An 18,047-nucleotide genomic window follows, 5' to 3' on the forward strand; every position below is an offset into this window, starting at 1 on the left:
CCCTAGGAGTTCTGCGCGGCGACCGGGGTCGCAGGCGGGTGGAGTGCTGCTATGGATGCGCCGACCCACGGCCCGCTGGCCAGGTCCGAGCCGGCACCGGAGGCGTCTCCGGTGCTGTGCCCGCCGCCGAGGTGTACGCCCTCGAGCAGGTCTAGTGCGGCTTCGTGCTTGTTGAACGTGTAGATGTGCAGGCCCGGGGCTCCGGCTGCGAGGACGGCGTCCGCGAGGTCCACGGTGGCGCGGATGCCGAGAGTGTGGCGGCGTGCCGGGTCGCTGACCTTCTCGAGGTCGCGGACGACGGCTGCCGGGGCGGGGACGCCGGTGAGGGTCTCGACGCGGGCGAGCCGCGCCGGGTCGGTCATGGGCAGGATCCCCGCGAGGATCGGGAGCGTGACGCCCGCGCTGCGGGCGGCGTCCACGAAGTCGATGTACGTGCTCGGCTCGTAGAAGAGCTGGGTCATCGCGAAGTCGGCGCCTGCCCGCTGCTTCTCGAGCAGCCGCTGGACCTCCTGCTCGCGGCTCGTCCCTGCGGCGAGGTTCCCCCCGGGGAACGCCGCGACGGCGATGGTCAGCGGCTGCGCGGCGGACCGCAGCGCGGTGGAGGGGTCCGCAGCGCAGCGTGAGGCCTCGACCTCGCGCAGCAGCGCGACGAGCTCGTCCGAGGAGTTGACGCCGTCGGGGCTGGGGCGCCAGTCGGGCTGGTCGCGCGGGGGGTCTCCCCGCAGCGCGAGGAAGCTGCGCACGCCCTCGGCGAGGAACTCGTCGATGACCTCGGCCACGTTGTCCCGGGACGCCCCCACGCACGTGAGGTGTGCGATGGGCAGCACGGGAGTCTCGCGGATGAGTCGGCTCACCACGGCGCGCGCCGTGGCCCGGTCACCGCCGGCGGCGCCGTAGGTGACGGAGATGAAGTCGGGGCGCGCAGAGACGAGGCGCTCGGCCGTGGTCCAGAACTTCGGTGCCGCGTCGGGGTTGCGCGGGGGCATGAGCTCGAACGACACGGTGGGTCGCTCGACCCGGGGTCGTTCGTGCGGTGCACCGCGGTGCACCGGGGGTACTGCTGCGGAAGCCGTCATGGGTGATCTCCATCGGACCTGGCGTTAGCACCCGCACCCTCAGGAGGCTTCCATTGTGGGGGGTTGCTGCGGCGTCGACGAGCCAGGACTCTCGACCGCTCTGGATGGTTGTCGCCACTGTAGGTCGGCATCCACCAGCTGGTCCAGGACTGTCCATCGGCTGAGACGTCAGGTGGGTCGGTCCTGGGACGCGAGGCGGCGGGACCACCGGGTCCACGGCGGGGCGACCCGCCAGTTCACGGCAAGGGTGCGGAACGCCCAGCGGAAACGCCGTGCCAGGCTCCCGGGGGAGGCGAAGGTCCGCCCCGAGACCCCGACGACGAGGTCGCGGTCGTACCGCACGCGGACAGACGGGTGGAGCTGGAAGCTCAGGTCGGTGTCGTCGTGCACGAGCGGGTCGTCGCGGTGCACCTGGTCGCTCACCTGCGCCCACGTCTGCCGGCGCAGCGCCATGTTGGAGCCCCACAGCGGCACCCCGGCGAGGGCGGCGTGCATGCCCCAGTAGTACCCGCGCATGTAGAACGTCCGCGCTGCGACCCCGCGCAGGCCAGGGAGGTCGTAGAACGTCCCCGCCCCGGTGAGCGCACTGAGCCGCGGGTCGTCGACGAACGCCGCGTGCACCCGCTCCAACCAGTCGACCGGCGGCAGCGTGTCCGCGTCGCACCGGGCGATGACGTCACCGGTCGCGGCGTCGTACCCCGCGGACGCGGCGGCGGGGATCCCGGGGGCGGGCTCGACGACGACGCGAGCGCCTGCAGCCCGTGCCACGTCCGCGCTGTCGTCCGACGACGCGTTGTCGACGACGACGATCTCGTCCGCGAGGTGCGTCTGGCGCGCCAGGGCCTCGAGGCAGCGGGCGAGGAGCTCCGCATCGTCCTTGCACGGGATGACGACGGACAGCCGCAGGCTCACCGGCGGGGCGCCCGTGCGAGCAGGATGCCCGCGAGCAGGGAGCCCAGCCCGCCGGCTGCGAGGTCTCCGAGCGTGTCCTGGTACCCGACGCTGATCGTGTCCTCGACGAAGGTGTGGCCGGCCCACTCGCCGAACTCCCACAGGACGGCGAGCAGCATGCCGATCGCGGTCGTCGTCACGGCGATGCCGAGCCGCGGCCGCCGGAGGACAGTGCTGCCGGGCGGCTGGGCCGGACCCGGCGCCGCCCGGCCCGGCGCCGGCGGTACCGCACCGACCGCGGCGAGCAGCTCGTAGACGAGCACGGCGAGCACGCCGTTCGCGACGAGGTGCACGGCGAGGTCCAGCCAGCCGACCGACGTGTACAGGTCGAAGGCGCTGATCCACCCCGCGGCGAGCAGGACGACGCCGTTCGACAGGTCGAGCGGGCCGGGCAGCCCCACGGCCCGCGGCACGACGAGGCCGAGGAGGACGAGAGCGAAGAGTGCGACCCCGACGAACCCGAGCCACACGCCAGCGACGACGATGCTCACCGCCCCGGCCACCCGGAGCCCGTCCGCGACGAGGATGGTGCTGTTCCGCGGTCTGAGGGCCTCGGCGGTGATCACCGGGCAACACTAGCGACGACCGGGGCGGGCTGCCGCGCTCAGCGCCTCACGCGGCGCGGCTCACCGGGCGGGCGCTCGCCGTCGTCCGTGCCGTCGTCGGCGGCGAAGAGCAGGTCGGCGAGCTGGACGTGGACGCGCTCGATGTTCGGGATGTCGTGGAGCACGACGCCGGCCTTGTCGGTCGCGTCGGAGATGACGAGCGTGCCGCACCCGAGGATGCGGTCGAGCAGCCCCTTCTCGTACGTGACGTCGTTGATGCGGTAGAGCGGGATGTCCCGGCCGGTGCGCGTGAGGATGCCGCTGCGGGTGATGAGGCGACGGTTGGTGAGGGTGTAGCGGGAGGTCACCCACCGCAGGAACGGCACGAGCGCCCAGCCGAGGACGGCGACGAGCGCGAGGACGCCGACGGCGAGCTGGAGCCAGCCCTGCGCGCCGCTGTCCGGGATGAGGAGCAGCGCCGCGAGCACGGCCGCGACGGCGAGCACGAGCACGAGAGCCGGACGGAACAGGGCTTTGGCGTGCGTGCGCAGGTTGAGGACGACGTGCTCGCCCTCGCCGAGCGTCTGGCTGATGGTCATGGCGAGCATCCTGCCACTTGCGGGCTCAGGCCCCGGGGCACGTGCGGACGCGCGCGGCGCCCACGGCCGAGCAGGGCTGGCCGCAGGTCTCAGCTCAGCGCCGCGGCGTACCAGCGTCGGTGGTCCTCGGTGAGCCGGAACGCCTCGGTCGGGGGCGTGCCGACGAGGGACCACACGAGGTCCGCGTCGTACCAGTGGTCCTGCGTGAGCAGGGCGAGCTGGTGGTCGCTGACCTGCTCCGTGGGCAGGACGGCGCGCGCCTCGGCCGCGGTGAGGTTCCGCCCGGGGGCGGGGAGGCCGAGGTCGGCGACGAGGGAGTCGATGATCGACCGCACGGCGACGGGTTCCGGAGCGCTCGCGTGCAGGACCGTGCCCGACGACGAGAGGGCTGCGGCGGCCGCCGTGCTCGTGCTCAAGGTCGCCACGATGCGCGCGAGGTCCTCGACGGCGATCACGGAGATGCGGGCAGCGGCGTCCTCGAGCGTCGCGCCGAGCCGGGCGGTGACGGCAGCGAGGGCGGGCACGAACCACCTGTCCCCGGAGCCGTAGACGAGGTTGGGGCGCAGGACCGTCCCGCCGGCCTCGAGCACGAGCCGCTCCGCCGCGAGCCGGTGCGTGCTCGCGACCGACTCCGGGTGGGCCGCCACCTCGTCCTCGGCGATCCCGCGGTGCGGGCCGGTGCCGTACACGGAGGTCGTCGACACGTAGACGGTGCGCTGCACCCCGCCCTGCCGGGCGGCGGCGAGGAGGGCCGCGGTGCCCGCGACGTTCGTCATCTCGCTCACCGCGGCGTCACGCCCCACGTAGGACGCCGCATGCACGACCACGTCGGCGCCCTCGACCGCAGCGAGGAGGGTGGACGGGTCGGCGAGGTCAGCGAGCACCGTCCGCACCCCGGGCTGCACGGGCGCGCCCGCGCGTCGTGTCGTCGAGGTGACGGCCGCGACGCCGTCCGCAGCGAGCGCGCGGACGATGTGGGACCCGATGAAGCCGGTACCGCCGACGACGACGACGCGGGGTGCACCGCTCATGCGTGCGCGCCGAGCGGCTGCTGCTCCGAGGTCCGGACCCCGTCCCGGGCCCGACCGGTGGCCACGCTCGTCGCGATGGGCGTGCTGCCCTGCAGGAATGTCACGACGACGCGGTGCTCCAGCTCGTCGACAGCGACGCGGAGCTCGAGCGCCGGCTCGAACTCGGGGAACGCAGCGCACGTGAAGTCGACACCCATGATCTCGGAGCCGGGCAGTGCGACCCCGAACATGTGCGTCGTGGAGTGCAGCAGGAGCATGCCGGGCAGGTGGTCGACGGGGTGGTCGAAGAAGAAGGGGTTGGCGTGGCTGTAACCGATGGTGGCCTCGTAGCCGCCGGCCACCGGGCGCAGGTCGCGGACCGGTGCGTCGTCGTAGCGGCGGGGCACGTCCTCAGGCCGCGGTGCTCGGCGCCGGAACGCCTTGTAGTGGACAGGGCTGATGCAGCGGAGCTCGCCCGTGCCGTGCGCGACGGTCTCACCGTCGAGATAGAACTCGATCGTCGCGGACAGGCCGCTGACGACGCCCTTGCGCATGAGCTTGTCCGTCACCGTGACGAGGGCGGTGAGCTCGATCGGCGCGAACTCGGGGAACTGCACCGCTCCGTCCCCCGACCACGCGAATGTCGCTCCCTGGAGGGTGAAAGCCCAGTCCCGGGGGATGCCATACCCCGCGTGGCCCATATAGAGTCCCATCTGCCGGATCGCCTCGACGGAGAGTGTCAGGGGGAGCTCGGTGGCCCGCGGCGGGAGCATGACGTGCCCACGCGGGATCTGGACGTCGAACATCCAGGCATGCGGACCGCGCTGGTCCGCGCCTGTGAGAAAGACTTCCGCAGCGGCGCGTCGGTGCACCATCGCCCGGTCCACCGGGCGGGAAAAGGTAGGCTCGTGCATATTCCGCCCGTATGGATCTTCCTCAGTCATGGGGTGAATGGTACGACCGGCTCGTAATTCGACCAACCCCCGGGGAGCAGTGCGTGTCACGACGAAGCGACCAGCGGGCAGCCACGAGGGCTGCCATCCTCGAGGTGGCCGCGGAGGAGTTCGAGGCGCACGGCTACGTCGGTGCCTCCCTGTCCGTCATCGCGGAGCGCCTGGGACTGACCAAGGGAGCCCTGTACTTCCACTATCAGTCCAAGGGTGACATCGCGAAGTCGATCGTCGACAACTACCACGGCGCCTGGGAGCCGCTCGTCCGCGAGGCGGAGGCGCGCGGACGGGGTTCCCTCGAGGCCATCCGCTGGCTGACGGGCCAGGTGGCGATCGCCTACCGCGACGACATCCACATCCGCGCGGCCGTGCGTCTGGTCCGCGACCGGGCCGCGATCGACGTCGAGCTGCCGCGCCCCTTCATCGCCTGGATCCAGACGTCCCAGATGTTCCTCGAGCGCGCCGCCGAGGCCGGCGAGATCCGCAAGGACCTCGACATCCCGCGTGTGGCCCACCTGTCCGTCGCGGCATGGTTCGGGGTGCAGCAGGTGTCGGAGGACCTCGACGAGCGGCAGAGCCTCGAGAACCTCACCGACGGACTGTGGGACCTGCTCCTCAACGGGATGGCGTAGCAGGGGCCGTCCGTCCCGCGCTCACCTGCTCGCCCAACAGCACGACGGGGCAGGTGACGAGGTGGTCGTCGACGATCCCGCACGCCTGCATCGTCGCGTAGGCCGTCGTCGGGCCGACGAACGCGAAGCCGTGCGACTTGAGCGTCTTCGCCAGCGCCTTCGACCCGGGCGTGGAGGCAGGGACGTCGGAGGGCAGTCGCGGTCGTTCCCGCGCGGTCGCGTCGGGAGCGGCGGACCAGATGATCTCGTCGAGGGTCTGGCCCGCGTCGTGCAGGGCGACGACCGCCCGGGCGTTGCGGACCACGGCGAGGATCTTCGCGCGGTTGCGGATGATTGCGGTGTCCTCGAGGAGCCGTGCGACGTCGGCGTCGGTGAAGCGGGCGACGACCTCCGGGTCGAACCCGGCGAAGCGGTCGCGGAACGCGGGGCGCTTGCGCAGCACCGTGAGCCAGGAGAGCCCGGACTGGAAGCCCTCGAGGGCGAGGCGCTCGAAGAGTTCCGCCTCCCCGTGGACCGGCACGCCCCACTCGGTGTCGTGGTACTCCTCGTAGAGCGGGATGCCGTCGCCGAAGCACCTCCCGGTCGTGCCGGGCGGGAGCTGCGGGGCGGGCTCGTCCACGGAGGTCCGGATCGTTGCGGTGGCGGGAACGTTCATCCCCCTACTGTGCCCGGCGCCACCGATGATGGCTGGTTCGCACGCAGGCGCGGTGGACACGGGCGGTGGTCCACACGTGGGCGGACGGCTGCTCCTCCTGCTCCGCGAGCTCCCGTGGTTGGCTGGGGTCATGGTCCTCACGAGTCCACGGCCCTCCTCGTCCGACGCTCCGGCACACGTGCTGGACACGCTCCGTGCCCTCGAGCCGGCGACCGCGGAGCAGGAGCGGGCGCAGGCCCGGGCGATCGCGCACCTCGTCGAGCACGGGGTCGCCGCCCTCTCGCGGACCATCCCCGAGCACCTCACCGGCAGCACGATCGTCTTCGACGCAGGACTGACGAGCACCCTCCTGTGCTACCACCGCAAAGGACGCTTCTGGGTGCAGCCCGGCGGGCACACCGACCCGGAGGACGACAGCCTCCTCGCTGGTGCGCTCCGGGAGCTGCGGGAGGAGACGGGTCTCGAGCGGTTCGCCGTGCCGTCGCGGGCCCCCGCCGACATCGACCGGCACGCCCTCGGCGGCGGCTTCGGTGCGTGCGCCTGGCACATCGACGTCGGCTTCGTCGTCGTGGCAGACCCGGCTGACCCGGTGGCGGTGAGCCCGGAGAGCACCGACGTGGCGTGGTGGCCGGTGGACGCGTTGCCTGCCGGGTGCGCCGACGGGCTCGACGCGCGGGTCGAGCGTGCCCGCGCGTTCGCCCGCTCCCAGGTGCACGCGGCGGCACAGGACGGGTTGGCGCGATGACCGGGGGGCCGCTCGCGGCGCGCGGGGGCGACCTCGTCCTTCTCGGCGGTGAGGTCCACACGGGCAGCCACGTGCTCGCCGACGGGTGGCTCGCGCTCGTCGGTGGACGTGTCGCGGGCTCGGGCGGCGGCCAGCTGCCGGAGCGGTGGGCGGGGTTGCCGCGGCGGGACGCCCGCGGGCACCGTGTCGTCCCGGGGTTCGTCGACCTGCACTGCCACGGCGGCGCAGGGGGAAGCTTCGCGGACCTCGCCGCCGAGGAGGACGTCCTGCGTGCCGTCCGGCTGCACCGTGCTCACGGCACGACGACGCTCGTCGGCAGCCTCACGACGGCGCCGGTACCCGTGCTGCGCACCGCTGTCGCGGGCCTCGCCGACCTCGTCGCGGACGGCGAGCTGGCGGGGGTGCACCTCGAGGGCCCGTGGCTCAGCCCGCACCACCGTGGTGCGCACGACCCCCGGTTCCTCGTCGACCCGGACCCCACGGACATCGACACCGTGCTGTCCTCCGGCGTCGTGCGGGTGGTGACACTGGCGCCCGAGCTGCCGGGCGGCCTCGACGCGGTGCGTCGCGTCGTGGGGCACGGAGCCGTGGCGGCCGTCGGGCACACGGGTGCCGACGCCACGACGGCGACCGCTGCCGTCGACGCCGGGGCGCGGCTCGCGACGCACCTGTTCAACGCGATGCCGCCCGTCCACCACCGCGCGCCGGGGCCGGTCCTCGCGCTGCTCGAGGACCCGCGCGTCGTCGTCGAGGTCATCGCCGACGGCGTCCACCTGCACCCGCTGACGCTCGCGCACGCCGTGCGCTCGGCCGGTCCCGGGCGGGTCGCGCTCGTCACGGACGCGATCGCCGCGGCGGCGATGCCCGACGGCGAGTACACGCTCGGCGGGCTCGTCGTCGACGTCGTCGACCGGGTGGCGCGGCTGCGGGATGGCGGGGCGATCGCGGGCAGCACCCTGACGCTCGACGCCGCCCTCCGGTACGCGACGGACGTCGCGGGAGTGCCGTTCGGGGACGCGCTCGCTGCGGTGACGAGCACGCCCGCGGCGGTCCTGGGTCTGCCGGACGTCGGGCACCTCCGGGAGGGGGCGCGGGGCGACGTCGTCGTCCTGGGCCCTGACGGTGACGTCGCGGAGGTGTGGCGCGCAGGTGCGCGGGTCGGCACGGAGTGAGGGGTGTCGGCGGGCTCGCGCGCGCATCGGCGCCCGGTGTGCCCTCGGCCGTCGCCTGGACGGTGCCCACGAGGGTCCGGGACTTCGTGTCCCGGAGCATCCGGCTGCACCAGATCTCCCGCCCGTCCGCTCAGTCGGGCGACGTGGAGAGGAGCAGGAGGACCGCGCCGGTGAGGGAGAGCAGGGCGCGGGCGTGGTTCGCCGTCGTCCAGGGGCGGTCGTAGCCGCGCCAGAGGTCCTCCGCGCCTGCGGCGCGTGCCGGCGCGTCCGCACCCGGGGCTGCGGCCAGCCGGGTGTTGAGGGGGACGTTGACGGCCATGGTCAGGGCCCAGCCTGCGAGGTACCCCGCACCTCCCAGCGCCGCCCACGCCGAGAGGCCGCCCGTGAGGGCGAGGACGAGTGCGGTCGCCGAGGCTGCCGCGGTGCCGAAGAACAGGAGCATGAACACCGGTCCGACGGCTCGCTCGTTGATCACCACCATCGTCGCGATCGCGTCCTGCGCGGGCCGACGGCGCAGCGCCGGCATGACGACGGCCGAGAACGCGACGTAGAAGCCGCCGACGGCGGCGGACCCCACGCCGGCGACGAGCGGGAGCCAGGTATCCATCCGGACAGGGTGCCGCACCTCCCCGGTTCCGGGGAACCCCGCGCCCTCCTCAGCCGTGCTGCAGGTGGGCGCGCTCCGCGTCCTGCGTGAGGATCATGAGGAGCTCGACAGGTCCTGCGTGCCCACCGAAGCCGTGCGGGGTCATCGTCGAGAACTCGGCCGCCTGGCCCGCCTCGACGAGGATGAACCGGTCCCCGAGGCGCAGCTCCGCGGTGCCCGAGAGCACGGTGAACCAGTCACGGCCCGGGTGCACGTTGAGCTGGTCCGCCGGGGGTGCGGGGCTCGTGATGCGGACCTTCGCGACCGTCATGTCGTGGGGGTTGCGCTCGCGGGCGAGCGTCCAGACGGTCATGCCGTCACGCTCGCCGCGCTCAGGACGGATGACGACGTCGTCGTCGCCGGGCGACTCGACGAGCTGGTCGAGGGTCGTGTCGAGGGCGCGCGCGATGGGGACGAGCTGGTCGAGCGCGATGCGCCGGTTGCCCGTCTCGATCCGGCTGAGGTTCGAGGGACTGAGGAAGCTCCGCTCCGCGAGGGTGTCCAGGGACCAGCCCTTGGCCGTGCGGAGTGCGCGGATGCGCTGTCGGACGACGGCCTCGAGATCTGCGTCTTGCGTCATACGCAAGAGCCTATGCCACATGCGCACGACGGGTCTACGGTCGAGGCATGACCACGCACGAGCGACCCGTTGCCCCCGACGTCGACGCCCACCACCCGGCGCAGGGCCACGAGCCCGCGCACCACCGCCACCCCGCGCACGCGCAGCACGACGCGCCCGGCGGCAGCGACGCCCACGTCCACGCGCGCGGCCCCGGCCTCGCGCGCATCCTCGACCTCGACGCGATCGTGTACCGCCGCAGCCTCGACGCCACGACCGCCCTCGTCAGCGCAGCGGCTTCCGACCTCGACGTCGGCCGCATCCTCGACGTCGGCGCGGGGTCCGGCACGGGGACGGTGGCGCTCGCCCAGCGGTTCCCGGCCGCGGACCTCGTCGCGATCGACGTCTCCCCGGAGATGCTCGGCCGGGTCCGCGACGCCGCCGAGCGCGCGGGAATCGCGGCCCGGGTGACGACCGAGCAGGTCGACGTGGCCTCCGGGACCGGACCGCTCGGACTGTTCGACGTCGCCTGGGCGGCACTGTCGCTGCACGAGGTCCCCGACCCTGCCCGCGCTCTCGCGAACCTCCTCGCCGGGTTGCGACCGGGCGGTGTGCTCGCGGTCGTCGAGATGGACGAGCCGCCCCGCCTGCTGCCCGAGGCGCTCTCCGGGTTCGAGGAGCGGCTCCGCGCCGCGGTGGCCCGGGCGCAGCCGGGGCACGTCGACCACCCCGACTGGACGGACGCCATCACCGCCGCCGGGTTCACCGGGGTGAGCACCCGGACGGTCGTGTTTGACGAGTCCGCACCCGGCGACGGACCCGCCGGCGAGTACGCCGCCCTCTCCCTCGAGCGCTTCGCGGCATCCGGCCTTCCGTCCCTCGACGCCGCGGACGCGGCTGTCCTGGCGACGCTCCTCGGCGACGGACCCGACGGCGTCCGGAGCCGGACCGACCTCCGGGTGCGCGGCACCCGGAGCGTGTGGATCGCGCGTCGTCCATGAACGCGCCGCCCATGAACACGTCGCCCACCACAGCACCCACCACCACAGCACGAGCGAGCATGAAGGAGCCGGACATGGAGACAGCAGCACACGAGTCGTACGACGTCGTGATCGTCGGGGGAGGTGCCGCCGGCCTCAACGCCGCGGTCGTCCTCGGGCGGGCGCGCCGCTCGGTGGTCGTCATCGACGCCGGGGAGCAGCGCAACCTCCCCGCGGAGGGGGTCCACGGGTTCCTCACCCGCGAGGGCATGCCGCCCGCGGAGCTCGTCCGGGTGGGACGCGCGGAGGCGCAGTCCTACGGCGCGCACGTCCGGCAGGGGCGGGCGACGGGTGCGCGGCGCGACGACGGCGGGTTCGTCGTGACGCTCGACGACGGGTCGGCCGTCCGTGGCCGGCGGCTGCTCGTGACGACGGGCCTCGTCGACGAGCTGCCCGACGTCCCCGGCGTGCGGGAGCGGTGGGGGCGCGACGTGCTCCACTGCCCGTACTGCCACGGCTGGGAGGTGCGGGACCAGGCGCTCGGCGTCCTCGCCACGGGACCGATGGCTGTGCACCAGACGCTGCTGTTCTGCCAGTGGAGCGCGGACATCACGTTGTTCCTGCACACCTCCCCGCCCCCCACCGAGGAGCAGGCGGAGCAGCTCGCCGCCCGCGGCGTCCGGGTCGTCGAGGGACTCGTCGCGTCGCTGCAGGTGGAGGACGACGCGGTCACCGGGGTCGTGCTCGCCGACGGGACCGTCGTGCCGGTGCGGGCAGTCGTCGTCGGGCCGCGCATGGTCGCGCGCAGCGAGATCCTCACCTCCCTCGGCCTGCCCGTCGTCGAGCACCCCATGGGCGGGGAGCACGTCGCGTCCGGGGAGCGCGGCGTCACGGCCGTCGAGGGGGTGTGGGTCGCCGGGAACGTCACGGACCTGTCGAGCCAGGTCGTCACCTCTGCCGCCGGGGGGCTCGCTGCGGCTGCCGCGATCAACGCGGACCTCGTCGCCGAGGAGCTGGCCGCCGCCGTCACGGCGCACCGCGCGCGGGACGCCGCTACCGCCGCGCGCTGACGCCCTCGCTCTCCCGGTCGGGTGCGTGGCGCAGGACCGGGAGCACGGACAGCACCCCGAGGATGCTCGCGACGACGAAGGTGCCGGGCGTGGAGAGCGGTCCGAGGAGGACGCCCAGCACCACAGCCCCCACGGCCTGCCCGACGGCGAGGGCGACGAACAGCACGACGGTGCCGGTCGTCCCGTCGTCGGGCAGCACGCGCACGGCCCAGACGATGAGGACGCCGGACAGCGCGGTGTAGCCCGCCCCGAAGAGTGCCATCGCCGCGTACGCGGCGACGGGCGACCCGGGAGCGATCCCGACGACGACCGTCGCGACCGCGGCCGTCACGGTCGTGAGGATCCACGCGGTGCGCAGGCTGCGCGCCCGGACGATCCGGCCGGCGGTCGCCCCGAGGACGCCGAAGGTGCCGAGCACCATCCATGCGACGACGGAGTAGGCCTCGCCGCCGTCACGGGCTGCGGCCATGGTGGACCGGCCGAAGGTCCACACGGCGGCGCTCGATGCTCCGGCGAGCACGGCGGCGACGACCGGGTGGACGAGCACGAGGAGGTCGCGGCGACGCAGCCTCGGCGCTGGTTCGTCGACCTGCCCGTCGATCCGGACGTGCTCGTCGAGCGGGCCCTGCCGGCGGACCGGGCGGTCGGAGCGCAGGGTGGCGATCGTCGCTAGACCGGCGATCACCGCGACGGTGACCCAGCCGATCCTCCAGTGACCCGCGGTGACCGCCAGCAGCCCGCCCGCGGCGACGATCCCGACGCCGGTGCCGGCGTTGACGACGGTCTGCGCGCTCTCCTGGCGATCCGGCGTGACCGTGCGGCGCACGAGCGCCACGAGTCCCGGGGTGGCGAAGCCGGCGCCAGCTCCCGCGACGACGACGCCCAGCGCGAGGATGCTCGCGCTGGGTGCGACGGCGACGACGAGCGCGCCCACGGCGGCCGTCCCGCCCGCGGCGGCGACCACGGCTCGTGGGCGCCCGCTGCTGCGCGCCGCGAGGACGGCGGCCCCGCAGTAGGACAGGAAGCTGCCAGCCTGGATGGTGCCCGCGAGCCCGCTGCCGAGCCCGAACGTCTCGGTGAGCTGCGGGAGGAAGAGCCCGTAGCCGTAGCGCGCGAGGCCGTAGGTCGCGGCGATGAGCGCCATGCCGCTGAGCACAAGGGCGTGCAGGGGACACCTTCCCCGAGTCGACTGTAACGATCGTTACGCTACCGCTACCCGGTCCGATGCGCAGAACGGTCGTTACAGTGGATCTGTGGCAGCCTCCCGTCCTCCCGCGCGCGCCCGGCTGCTCCACGCGGCCGACGCGGTCCTGTTCGCCCGCGGGATCCGCGCGACCCCCGTCGACGAGGTCCTCCGGCACGCCGAGGTCTCCCCAGCGACGATGTACGCGCACTTCCCCAGCAAGGACGCGCTCGTCGCGGAGGCGCTGCGTCTGCGGCTCGCGGACTGGCGGGCGGCCTGGGACCGGTGCATCGCTGACGCGACCGACGACGCCGGGCGGCTGCTCGCCGTGTTCGATGCCCTCGACTCCTACCGCCACGACCGCCAGCCGACCGCGCGCTGGTGCGCCTTCCTCGCGACCGCGTCGGAGATGCCCGACGCCGGGGGCGAGATCAGCGACCTCCTCGCCGAGGACACGACGCTGCTCGACGAGCGCTTCTTCGCCCTCGCCCGGCCGATCGCCGGGGACAGGGCCCGGGAGCTCGCTGACGCGATGCTCCTTGCCTACTCCGGGACGCTCACGGCGTTCTTGCGCGGGCGTCCCGACGCGCCGATCGAGGTCGGCCGGCGCGTCGCCGCGGCGGCACTGCGGGCACACCGGGCCGACTGAGCCGATCGAGGGCGGGGCAGCCGGTCCGCGCCTGGTGAGCCGCGCGGTGTGCCGCACGGGAGCGTCAGGCTGCGGACGCTTCTGGGGGAGTGGGCGACCGACACCCTCGCCGCAGACCCGGAGCAACCACTTGGCAATCGGTAGCTCCGGGGTGAGACTCAGTATCTAGGCTTTGCCGACGCAAGGAGCAGATCGTCATGCGCCATCCCTCTGACCGCGTGCTCCACGACCTCACGGCCGAGCCCGCGCGCGTGGCCGACTCCGACCGGGATCACGTCTCCGGCTGCTCCCGCTGCCTCGGGCGTCTCGATGCACCGCTCGACGCCACGCGCCTCGACGTGCCGCTCGATGCCGCACGCGCGGCTCGGGCACCCCGCCGCGTGCTGCGCCACCCAGCGGTCGCGGCCGTGCTCGCGGTCGGCGTCGTCGCCGGTGCCGGCGCCGCGGCCGCCAACGACTGGCTGCCGGTCTTCCGCACCGAGCAGGTCGCGCCCGTGGCGCTCGACCCCGCGGACCTCGTGACGCTCCCTGACCTCAGCGCCTTCGGTGACGTCACGGTCGTCGGGGGTGACGAGCCGCGCACCGTGCCCGACGCCGCGACCGCCGCGGCGGAGACGGGCCTCGACGTGCCCACCGTCGCCGCCCTCCCGCAGGGCGTCACGGGGTCGCCGACCTACCTCGTCGGCGACGAGGCCACCGCGACCTTCACGTTCTCGGCGGACCGCGCGGCCGACGCCGCCGCCGCAGCCGGGACGACGCTCCCCGCACCGCCCGCGGGCCTCGACGGCAGCCAGGTGCAGGTGACCGGCGGGCCGGGCGTCGTCCAGACGTGGTCGCAGGAGCAGGGCATGCCGTCGCTCGTCGTCGGGCGGGCCGTCGCGCCCACCGCGTCGTCGTCCGGAGTGGACTTCGCGACCGCCCGCGACTACCTGCTGTCCCTCCCGGGGGTCCCGGAGGACGTCGCCGCGCAGCTGCGCACCTTCAGCGAGGACGGCACCACCCTCCCCTTGCCGGTCCCGGCAGACCGCGTCACCACCTCGAGCGCGACCGTCGGGGACGTGACAGCCACCGTGTTCGAGGTTCCCGAGGCGTCGCTGGCCGCCGTCGTCTGGGTCGAGGACGGCGTCGTCACGGTCGTCGGCGGGCCCCTCAGCACCGACGAGCTCCTCACCGTGGCGCGGACCCTCGGCTGATGGCCGAGGTCGTCGCGAGCCTCCCACCGTCGCCCGCGATCTGGTGCTCCGGGCTGCGCAAGCAGTACGGCAAGCGGCACGCGGTGCACGACGTCTCCCTCGAGGTCGGCCGCGGCCAGATCGTCGGGCTGCTCGGGCCCAACGGGGCCGGCAAGACGACCGTCATCAAGATGCTCCTCGGGCTCGTGCGGCCCGACGGCGGCGACGCCATGCTCCTCGGGCGCCCGACGTCGGAGCCCGCCGCCCGCGCCCGCGTCGGCTACCTGCCCGAGCTCTTCCGCTACCAGCCGTGGCTCACCGCCACCGAGCTCCTCGCGCTCCACGTGCGCCTCGTCGGCCTCGACGTCCCGGTCGCGGAGCAGCAGGCGACGCTCGCGCTCGTCGGGCTCGGGGCGCGCACCGGGGACCGCCTCGGTGGGTTCTCCAAGGGGATGCAGCAGCGACTCGGGCTCGCCGTGGCGCTCGTCGCGCGCCCCGAGCTCGTCATCCTCGACGAGCCGACGAGCGCCCTCGACCCCCTGGGGCGGGCCGACGTGCGGGACATCGTCCTCGAGCTGCGCTCGCGCGGGGTCGCCGTCCTGCTCAACTCCCACCTCATCGGCGAGGTCGAGCGGGTGTGCGACCGGGTCGTCATCCTCGACCAGGGACGCGTCGCCGCGTCCGGCACGCTCGCCGAGCTGCTCGGCCAGCGGGAGGTGCGCCTGCACCTCACCGGCCTCACGTCCGACGCCGAGGCGCGCCTCGCCGCGACCGGCGTCACGGAGCACGCGGGGGAGTGGTGGACCGTCATGCTCGGGCTCGACGATGACGAGGCCGCCGTGCCCGCCCTCGTGCGGGACCTCGTGACGCTCGGCGCCCAGGTGCACGCCGTGGAGCCGGGACGGATCAGCCTCGAGGAACGGCTCCTCGGCATCCTGCGCGCGGGCCACCCGCAGGACGCCGACGCGGGAGGCCACCGATGAGCACCGTCCGCACCGCCCTGACCATCGCGGCCCTCACCGTCCGCGAGGCGTCCCGGCGGAAGGTCATCCTCGCCGTCCTCGGTCTCACCGTTCTGCTCCTGGCACTGAGCGCGTGGGGCTTCTCACGGCTCGCGGCCGAGTCTGGTGGGCTGACGAGCGGGCAGGCGCGGCTCACCGCGTCGATCGTCCTCAACCTCGTGATGTTCGGGTTCAGCCTCATCGCCGCGCTCGGCACCGCGTTCCTCGCGGGCCCCACCCTCGCGGGGGAGACGGAGTCCGGCATCGCGCTCGCGATGCTCGCGCGTCCCGTGCGCCGGCCAGCGGTGCTCCTCGGCAAGTGGCTCGGCCTCGTCGCGTTCGGCACCGTGTTCGCGGTGCTCGCCGGGCTCGCGCAGTGCCTCGTCGTTCTCGCGACCGTCGACTACTGGCCACCCGACCCGGTGGCGGCGCTCGCGCTCCTGGCCGCGCAGACGGTCGTGCTGCTCACGCTCGCCCTGCTGCTCTCGACGCTCATCTCGCCCATGGCGTCCGGGGTCGTGGCCGTCGGGCTGTTCGGTGCGACGTGGATCGCGGGTGTCGTGGGTGGCATCGGTGCATCCCTCGGCAACGAGTCCGTCGAGCGGGTCGGCACAGTGTCCCGGGTGCTCCTGCCGACCGACGGGCTGTGGCGCGGTGCGATGCACGCGTTCCAGGACCCGACGGCGCTCATCGCCTTCGGAGGGCCCGACGCCGTGGCGTTCCCGTTCCTCAGTGCCGACTCCCTCGCCCCCGCCTACCTCGCGTGGGCCGTGCTGTGGGTCGCGGTCGTCCTCGGACTCGCCGCGCTGTCGTTCCAGCGCAAGGACCTCTGACGCACCGTAGGGTCGGACCGCTGCGCCGCGAACGGCGCCACCACCCCACGCGAGGAACCCATGCACCCGACGTCGCTTGCCCAACCCCTCACCCAGCTGCACGCCCAGTCGGTGACGGAGCTCATCTCGGAGATCGCGAACCGTCCGGCCGTCCTGTTCTTCGGGGTGATCGTCCCGCTCGTCGTCGTCGCGGTCCTCGTCTCGGTGCTCGTGCGCAAGCGACGCCGCGAGGCGGCCCGGGTGTGGGCGACGTCCCGCGGCTGGACGTTCGCCGAGAAGGACCCGAGCTACGACTCGCGCTGGGAGGGCCCCCCGTTCGACGAGGACGCGCTCGTCGAACGCGCCGAGGAGGTCCTCACGGGCCAGTGGGACAGCCGTCCGGCCGCCGCGTTCCGGCACATCACCGAGGTGAAGTCGAACCGCAACGACACCTCGACGTCCCGGGAGAACCGCACGACGACCACCCGGCACGTGGTGACCCTCACCGTGCCCGCTGGCCTCGGCGACCTCACGCTCACGCCCGCCGGGCTGGGCGACAAGATCCGCGCCCGCGCGGGCCGGGGCGACATCACCATCGGCAACGCCGCTTTCGACGCCGCCTGGACCGTGTCCTCGCTGAACCCCGCGGACGTGCCGCGGATGCTCTCGTCGTCCGTCGTCGAGCGGCTCATGCGGGACGACGCGCGGTCCATCGGTATCCGCGTCGACCACACGGACCTCGTCGGGTGGGCGAAGGGCGGAGCGAGCCTCACCGAGATCGAGGCCCGGCTCACGGTCCTGGCGGACCTCGCGAAGCTCCTCCCGCAGACGCCGCGGGCGGGCTGGAGCGTCGACTGACGCGACGCCGATGGTGCACGTCGGGTGCTGCCGGAGTCTCGGCGACGCGCACGAGGACTCGACGAGAATGGGGCCATGTACCGGGAGTGGGAGCTGCCGCAGGCCGAGGTCCGGTGCGCCTGGTCGGTCGAGACGACGACGGGCGGCTGGTGGACCCAACCGGCGACGGAGTTCTGGGGGCTCGGGTTCGGCTCGACGGCGGACGGTGTGCGCGTCGAGCTCGTCGGCCCCGCAGCTCACCCCCAGCGCTTCGAGATGCAGGCGGGTGACCGTTTCTGGGGTGTCGAGCTGCAGGCGCACGTGTTCCTGCGCGCTCTCCCGAAGTCCTCGTTCGAGCGGGTGCAGGTTCTTCCGTCGACCTCGCTGACGTTCCGGCTGGGTGAGCGCGATCATCCGATCCCGGACGAGCACCACCTCGGGGAGCTCATCGACGACCTCGTCGCGGGGGGCGTGCTGTCGACAGAACCGGCGGTGGCGCTCGCGCTCGCCGGGAGAGGACCGCGGGGTGGCCGGACGCTCCGCAGGCAGGTGCTCCAGGTCACCGGGCTCAATCGTCAGCAGATCGCCGGCATGGCCCGCGCCCGGGCGGCGTTCACGATGCTCAGCGACGGGACGGGGATCGGTGAGGTCGTGGAGCGGGCCGGGTACAGCGACCAGGCGCACCTCACGCGCTCTCTGCGCGCCCTGGTGGGCCGGACGCCGCGGGAGATCATTTCCGGGCTGTAGGTCCGGGTGGCCACATCGTTCAAGACCGCAGCGGGGGCCACCCGAGACACTGGGGG

At 73.8% G+C, this 18,047-nt stretch carries 21 protein-coding genes and 1 riboswitch; of the genes, 11 read left to right on the forward strand and 10 right to left on the reverse strand.

What is annotated here, in order from left to right; all coding sequences use genetic code 11:
• Positions 1–2: 2 nt before the first annotated feature.
• The 6 genes from AC2AXK_RS03560 to AC2AXK_RS03585 form a co-directional block, all read right to left on the reverse strand.
• Positions 3–1,076, reverse strand: a complete 1,074-nt coding sequence (locus tag AC2AXK_RS03560; RefSeq protein ID WP_484343957.1) for a methylenetetrahydrofolate reductase — start codon at positions 1,074–1,076, stop codon at positions 3–5.
• A gap of 6 nt (positions 1,077–1,082) precedes the next feature.
• A riboswitch (SAM riboswitch) is annotated at positions 1,083–1,187 on the reverse strand.
• Between the two features lie 57 nt (positions 1,188–1,244).
• The gene (locus AC2AXK_RS03565; RefSeq protein ID WP_484343958.1) at positions 1,245–1,988 is read right to left on the reverse strand and encodes a glycosyltransferase family 2 protein; all 744 of its coding nucleotides are present in this window, start codon (positions 1,986–1,988) and stop codon (positions 1,245–1,247) included.
• A complete protein-coding gene (locus AC2AXK_RS03570; protein ID WP_484343959.1) occupies positions 1,985–2,593 on the reverse strand; it encodes a DUF2238 domain-containing protein in 609 nt (202 codons plus the stop codon). The genes AC2AXK_RS03565 and AC2AXK_RS03570 overlap by 4 nt, the downstream gene beginning before the upstream one ends.
• 38 nt (positions 2,594–2,631) lie before the next feature.
• Positions 2,632–3,171, reverse strand: coding sequence for a PH domain-containing protein (locus AC2AXK_RS03575; protein ID WP_484343960.1), 540 nt, complete (start codon positions 3,169–3,171; stop codon positions 2,632–2,634).
• Positions 3,172–3,260: 89 nt separating this feature from the next.
• The gene (locus tag AC2AXK_RS03580) at positions 3,261–4,202 is read right to left on the reverse strand and encodes an NAD-dependent epimerase/dehydratase family protein (protein WP_484343961.1); all 942 of its coding nucleotides are present in this window, start codon (positions 4,200–4,202) and stop codon (positions 3,261–3,263) included.
• The gene (locus tag AC2AXK_RS03585; RefSeq protein WP_484343962.1) at positions 4,199–5,125 is read right to left on the reverse strand and encodes an AfsA-related hotdog domain-containing protein; all 927 of its coding nucleotides are present in this window, start codon (positions 5,123–5,125) and stop codon (positions 4,199–4,201) included. The genes AC2AXK_RS03580 and AC2AXK_RS03585 overlap by 4 nt, the downstream gene beginning before the upstream one ends.
• 53 nt (positions 5,126–5,178) lie before the next feature.
• On the opposite strand from AC2AXK_RS03585, the gene AC2AXK_RS03590 reads away from it, so the two are divergent.
• Positions 5,179–5,763 (forward strand): ScbR family autoregulator-binding transcription factor, encoded by a 585-nt coding sequence (locus AC2AXK_RS03590; protein WP_484343963.1) that lies wholly within the window; start codon positions 5,179–5,181, stop codon positions 5,761–5,763.
• Here the strand turns inward: AC2AXK_RS03590 and AC2AXK_RS03595 are convergent.
• Positions 5,747–6,418: a DNA-3-methyladenine glycosylase I gene (locus AC2AXK_RS03595; protein WP_484343964.1), complete on the reverse strand. Its 672-nt coding sequence runs from the start codon at positions 6,416–6,418 to the stop codon at positions 5,747–5,749. The two genes, AC2AXK_RS03590 and AC2AXK_RS03595, sit on opposite strands and share 17 nt — an antisense overlap.
• A 25-nt stretch (positions 6,419–6,443) precedes the next feature.
• Here AC2AXK_RS03595 and AC2AXK_RS03600 point away from each other — a divergent pair, with 25 nt between their 5' ends.
• Together AC2AXK_RS03600 and AC2AXK_RS03605 are read left to right on the forward strand one after the other, a co-directional pair.
• Positions 6,444–7,163 (forward strand): NUDIX hydrolase, encoded by a 720-nt coding sequence (locus tag AC2AXK_RS03600; RefSeq protein WP_484343965.1) that lies wholly within the window; start codon positions 6,444–6,446, stop codon positions 7,161–7,163.
• Positions 7,160–8,335, forward strand: coding sequence for an N-acetylglucosamine-6-phosphate deacetylase (locus AC2AXK_RS03605; protein ID WP_484343966.1), 1,176 nt, complete (start codon positions 7,160–7,162; stop codon positions 8,333–8,335). The genes AC2AXK_RS03600 and AC2AXK_RS03605 overlap by 4 nt, the downstream gene beginning before the upstream one ends.
• 130 nt (positions 8,336–8,465) lie before the next feature.
• On the opposite strand, the gene AC2AXK_RS03610 is transcribed toward AC2AXK_RS03605, so the two are convergent.
• Together AC2AXK_RS03610 and AC2AXK_RS03615 are read right to left on the reverse strand one after the other, a co-directional pair.
• A complete protein-coding gene (locus tag AC2AXK_RS03610) occupies positions 8,466–8,942 on the reverse strand; it encodes an anthrone oxygenase family protein (RefSeq protein ID WP_484343967.1) in 477 nt (158 codons plus the stop codon).
• 49 nt (positions 8,943–8,991) lie between these two features.
• A complete protein-coding gene (locus tag AC2AXK_RS03615) occupies positions 8,992–9,561 on the reverse strand; it encodes a helix-turn-helix domain-containing protein (protein ID WP_484343968.1) in 570 nt (189 codons plus the stop codon).
• Between the two features lie 47 nt (positions 9,562–9,608).
• On the opposite strand from AC2AXK_RS03615, the gene AC2AXK_RS03620 reads away from it, so the two are divergent.
• Both AC2AXK_RS03620 and AC2AXK_RS03625 read left to right on the forward strand, forming a co-directional pair.
• Positions 9,609–10,541 (forward strand): class I SAM-dependent methyltransferase, encoded by a 933-nt coding sequence (locus AC2AXK_RS03620; RefSeq protein WP_484343969.1) that lies wholly within the window; start codon positions 9,609–9,611, stop codon positions 10,539–10,541.
• 74 nt (positions 10,542–10,615) lie between these two features.
• Positions 10,616–11,590, forward strand: coding sequence for an NAD(P)/FAD-dependent oxidoreductase (locus AC2AXK_RS03625; RefSeq protein WP_484343970.1), 975 nt, complete (start codon positions 10,616–10,618; stop codon positions 11,588–11,590).
• Here the strand turns inward: AC2AXK_RS03625 and AC2AXK_RS03630 are convergent.
• On the reverse strand, positions 11,574–12,734 hold the full coding sequence (locus tag AC2AXK_RS03630; RefSeq protein ID WP_484343971.1) for an MFS transporter: 1,161 nt from the start codon (positions 12,732–12,734) through the stop codon (positions 11,574–11,576). The genes AC2AXK_RS03625 and AC2AXK_RS03630 overlap by 17 nt on opposite strands.
• 109 nt (positions 12,735–12,843) lie before the next feature.
• Here AC2AXK_RS03630 and AC2AXK_RS03635 point away from each other — a divergent pair, with 109 nt between their 5' ends.
• From AC2AXK_RS03635 to AC2AXK_RS03660, 6 genes are all read left to right on the forward strand, one after another.
• Positions 12,844–13,422, forward strand: a complete 579-nt coding sequence (locus AC2AXK_RS03635; protein ID WP_484343972.1) for a TetR/AcrR family transcriptional regulator — start codon at positions 12,844–12,846, stop codon at positions 13,420–13,422.
• Between the two features lie 197 nt (positions 13,423–13,619).
• Positions 13,620–14,615: a hypothetical protein gene (locus AC2AXK_RS03640; protein WP_484343973.1), complete on the forward strand. Its 996-nt coding sequence runs from the start codon at positions 13,620–13,622 to the stop codon at positions 14,613–14,615.
• Complete coding sequence (locus AC2AXK_RS03645) at positions 14,615–15,577, forward strand: ABC transporter ATP-binding protein (RefSeq protein ID WP_484343974.1); 963 nt, start codon at positions 14,615–14,617, stop codon at positions 15,575–15,577. The genes AC2AXK_RS03640 and AC2AXK_RS03645 overlap by 1 nt, the downstream gene beginning before the upstream one ends.
• Positions 15,574–16,428 (forward strand): ABC transporter permease subunit, encoded by an 855-nt coding sequence (locus AC2AXK_RS03650; protein WP_484343975.1) that lies wholly within the window; start codon positions 15,574–15,576, stop codon positions 16,426–16,428. The genes AC2AXK_RS03645 and AC2AXK_RS03650 overlap by 4 nt, the downstream gene beginning before the upstream one ends.
• A 60-nt stretch (positions 16,429–16,488) precedes the next feature.
• The gene (locus tag AC2AXK_RS03655) at positions 16,489–17,265 is read left to right on the forward strand and encodes a hypothetical protein (RefSeq protein WP_484343976.1); all 777 of its coding nucleotides are present in this window, start codon (positions 16,489–16,491) and stop codon (positions 17,263–17,265) included.
• Between the two features lie 75 nt (positions 17,266–17,340).
• A complete protein-coding gene (locus AC2AXK_RS03660) occupies positions 17,341–17,991 on the forward strand; it encodes an AraC family transcriptional regulator (RefSeq protein ID WP_484343977.1) in 651 nt (216 codons plus the stop codon).
• Positions 17,992–18,047: the final 56 nt, after the last annotated feature.

It is taken from the genome of Sanguibacter sp. Z6_81, from assembly GCF_057180625.1.

Coding starts and splice junctions, on each gene's coding strand:
- AC2AXK_RS03585 (WP_484343962.1), bottom strand. CDS start 5,125: ATGACTGAGGAAGATCCATACGGGCGGAATATGCACGAGCCTACCTTT.
- AC2AXK_RS03640 (WP_484343973.1), top strand. CDS start 13,620: ATGCGCCATCCCTCTGACCGCGTGCTCCACGACCTCACGGCCGAGCCC.
- AC2AXK_RS03560 (WP_484343957.1), bottom strand. CDS start 1,076: ATGACGGCTTCCGCAGCAGTACCCCCGGTGCACCGCGGTGCACCGCAC.
- AC2AXK_RS03655 (WP_484343976.1), top strand. CDS start 16,489: ATGCACCCGACGTCGCTTGCCCAACCCCTCACCCAGCTGCACGCCCAG.
- AC2AXK_RS03610 (WP_484343967.1), bottom strand. CDS start 8,942: ATGGATACCTGGCTCCCGCTCGTCGCCGGCGTGGGGTCCGCCGCCGTC.
- AC2AXK_RS03625 (WP_484343970.1), top strand. CDS start 10,616: ATGGAGACAGCAGCACACGAGTCGTACGACGTCGTGATCGTCGGGGGA.
- AC2AXK_RS03620 (WP_484343969.1), top strand. CDS start 9,609: ATGACCACGCACGAGCGACCCGTTGCCCCCGACGTCGACGCCCACCAC.
- AC2AXK_RS03600 (WP_484343965.1), top strand. CDS start 6,444: ATGATGGCTGGTTCGCACGCAGGCGCGGTGGACACGGGCGGTGGTCCA.
- AC2AXK_RS03650 (WP_484343975.1), top strand. CDS start 15,574: ATGAGCACCGTCCGCACCGCCCTGACCATCGCGGCCCTCACCGTCCGC.
- AC2AXK_RS03645 (WP_484343974.1), top strand. CDS start 14,615: ATGGCCGAGGTCGTCGCGAGCCTCCCACCGTCGCCCGCGATCTGGTGC.
- AC2AXK_RS03660 (WP_484343977.1), top strand. CDS start 17,341: ATGTACCGGGAGTGGGAGCTGCCGCAGGCCGAGGTCCGGTGCGCCTGG.
- AC2AXK_RS03605 (WP_484343966.1), top strand. CDS start 7,160: ATGACCGGGGGGCCGCTCGCGGCGCGCGGGGGCGACCTCGTCCTTCTC.
- AC2AXK_RS03580 (WP_484343961.1), bottom strand. CDS start 4,202: ATGAGCGGTGCACCCCGCGTCGTCGTCGTCGGCGGTACCGGCTTCATC.
- AC2AXK_RS03575 (WP_484343960.1), bottom strand. CDS start 3,171: ATGACCATCAGCCAGACGCTCGGCGAGGGCGAGCACGTCGTCCTCAAC.
- AC2AXK_RS03615 (WP_484343968.1), bottom strand. CDS start 9,561: ATGACGCAAGACGCAGATCTCGAGGCCGTCGTCCGACAGCGCATCCGC.
- AC2AXK_RS03595 (WP_484343964.1), bottom strand. CDS start 6,418: ATGAACGTTCCCGCCACCGCAACGATCCGGACCTCCGTGGACGAGCCC.
- AC2AXK_RS03630 (WP_484343971.1), bottom strand. CDS start 12,734: ATGGCGCTCATCGCCGCGACCTACGGCCTCGCGCGCTACGGCTACGGG.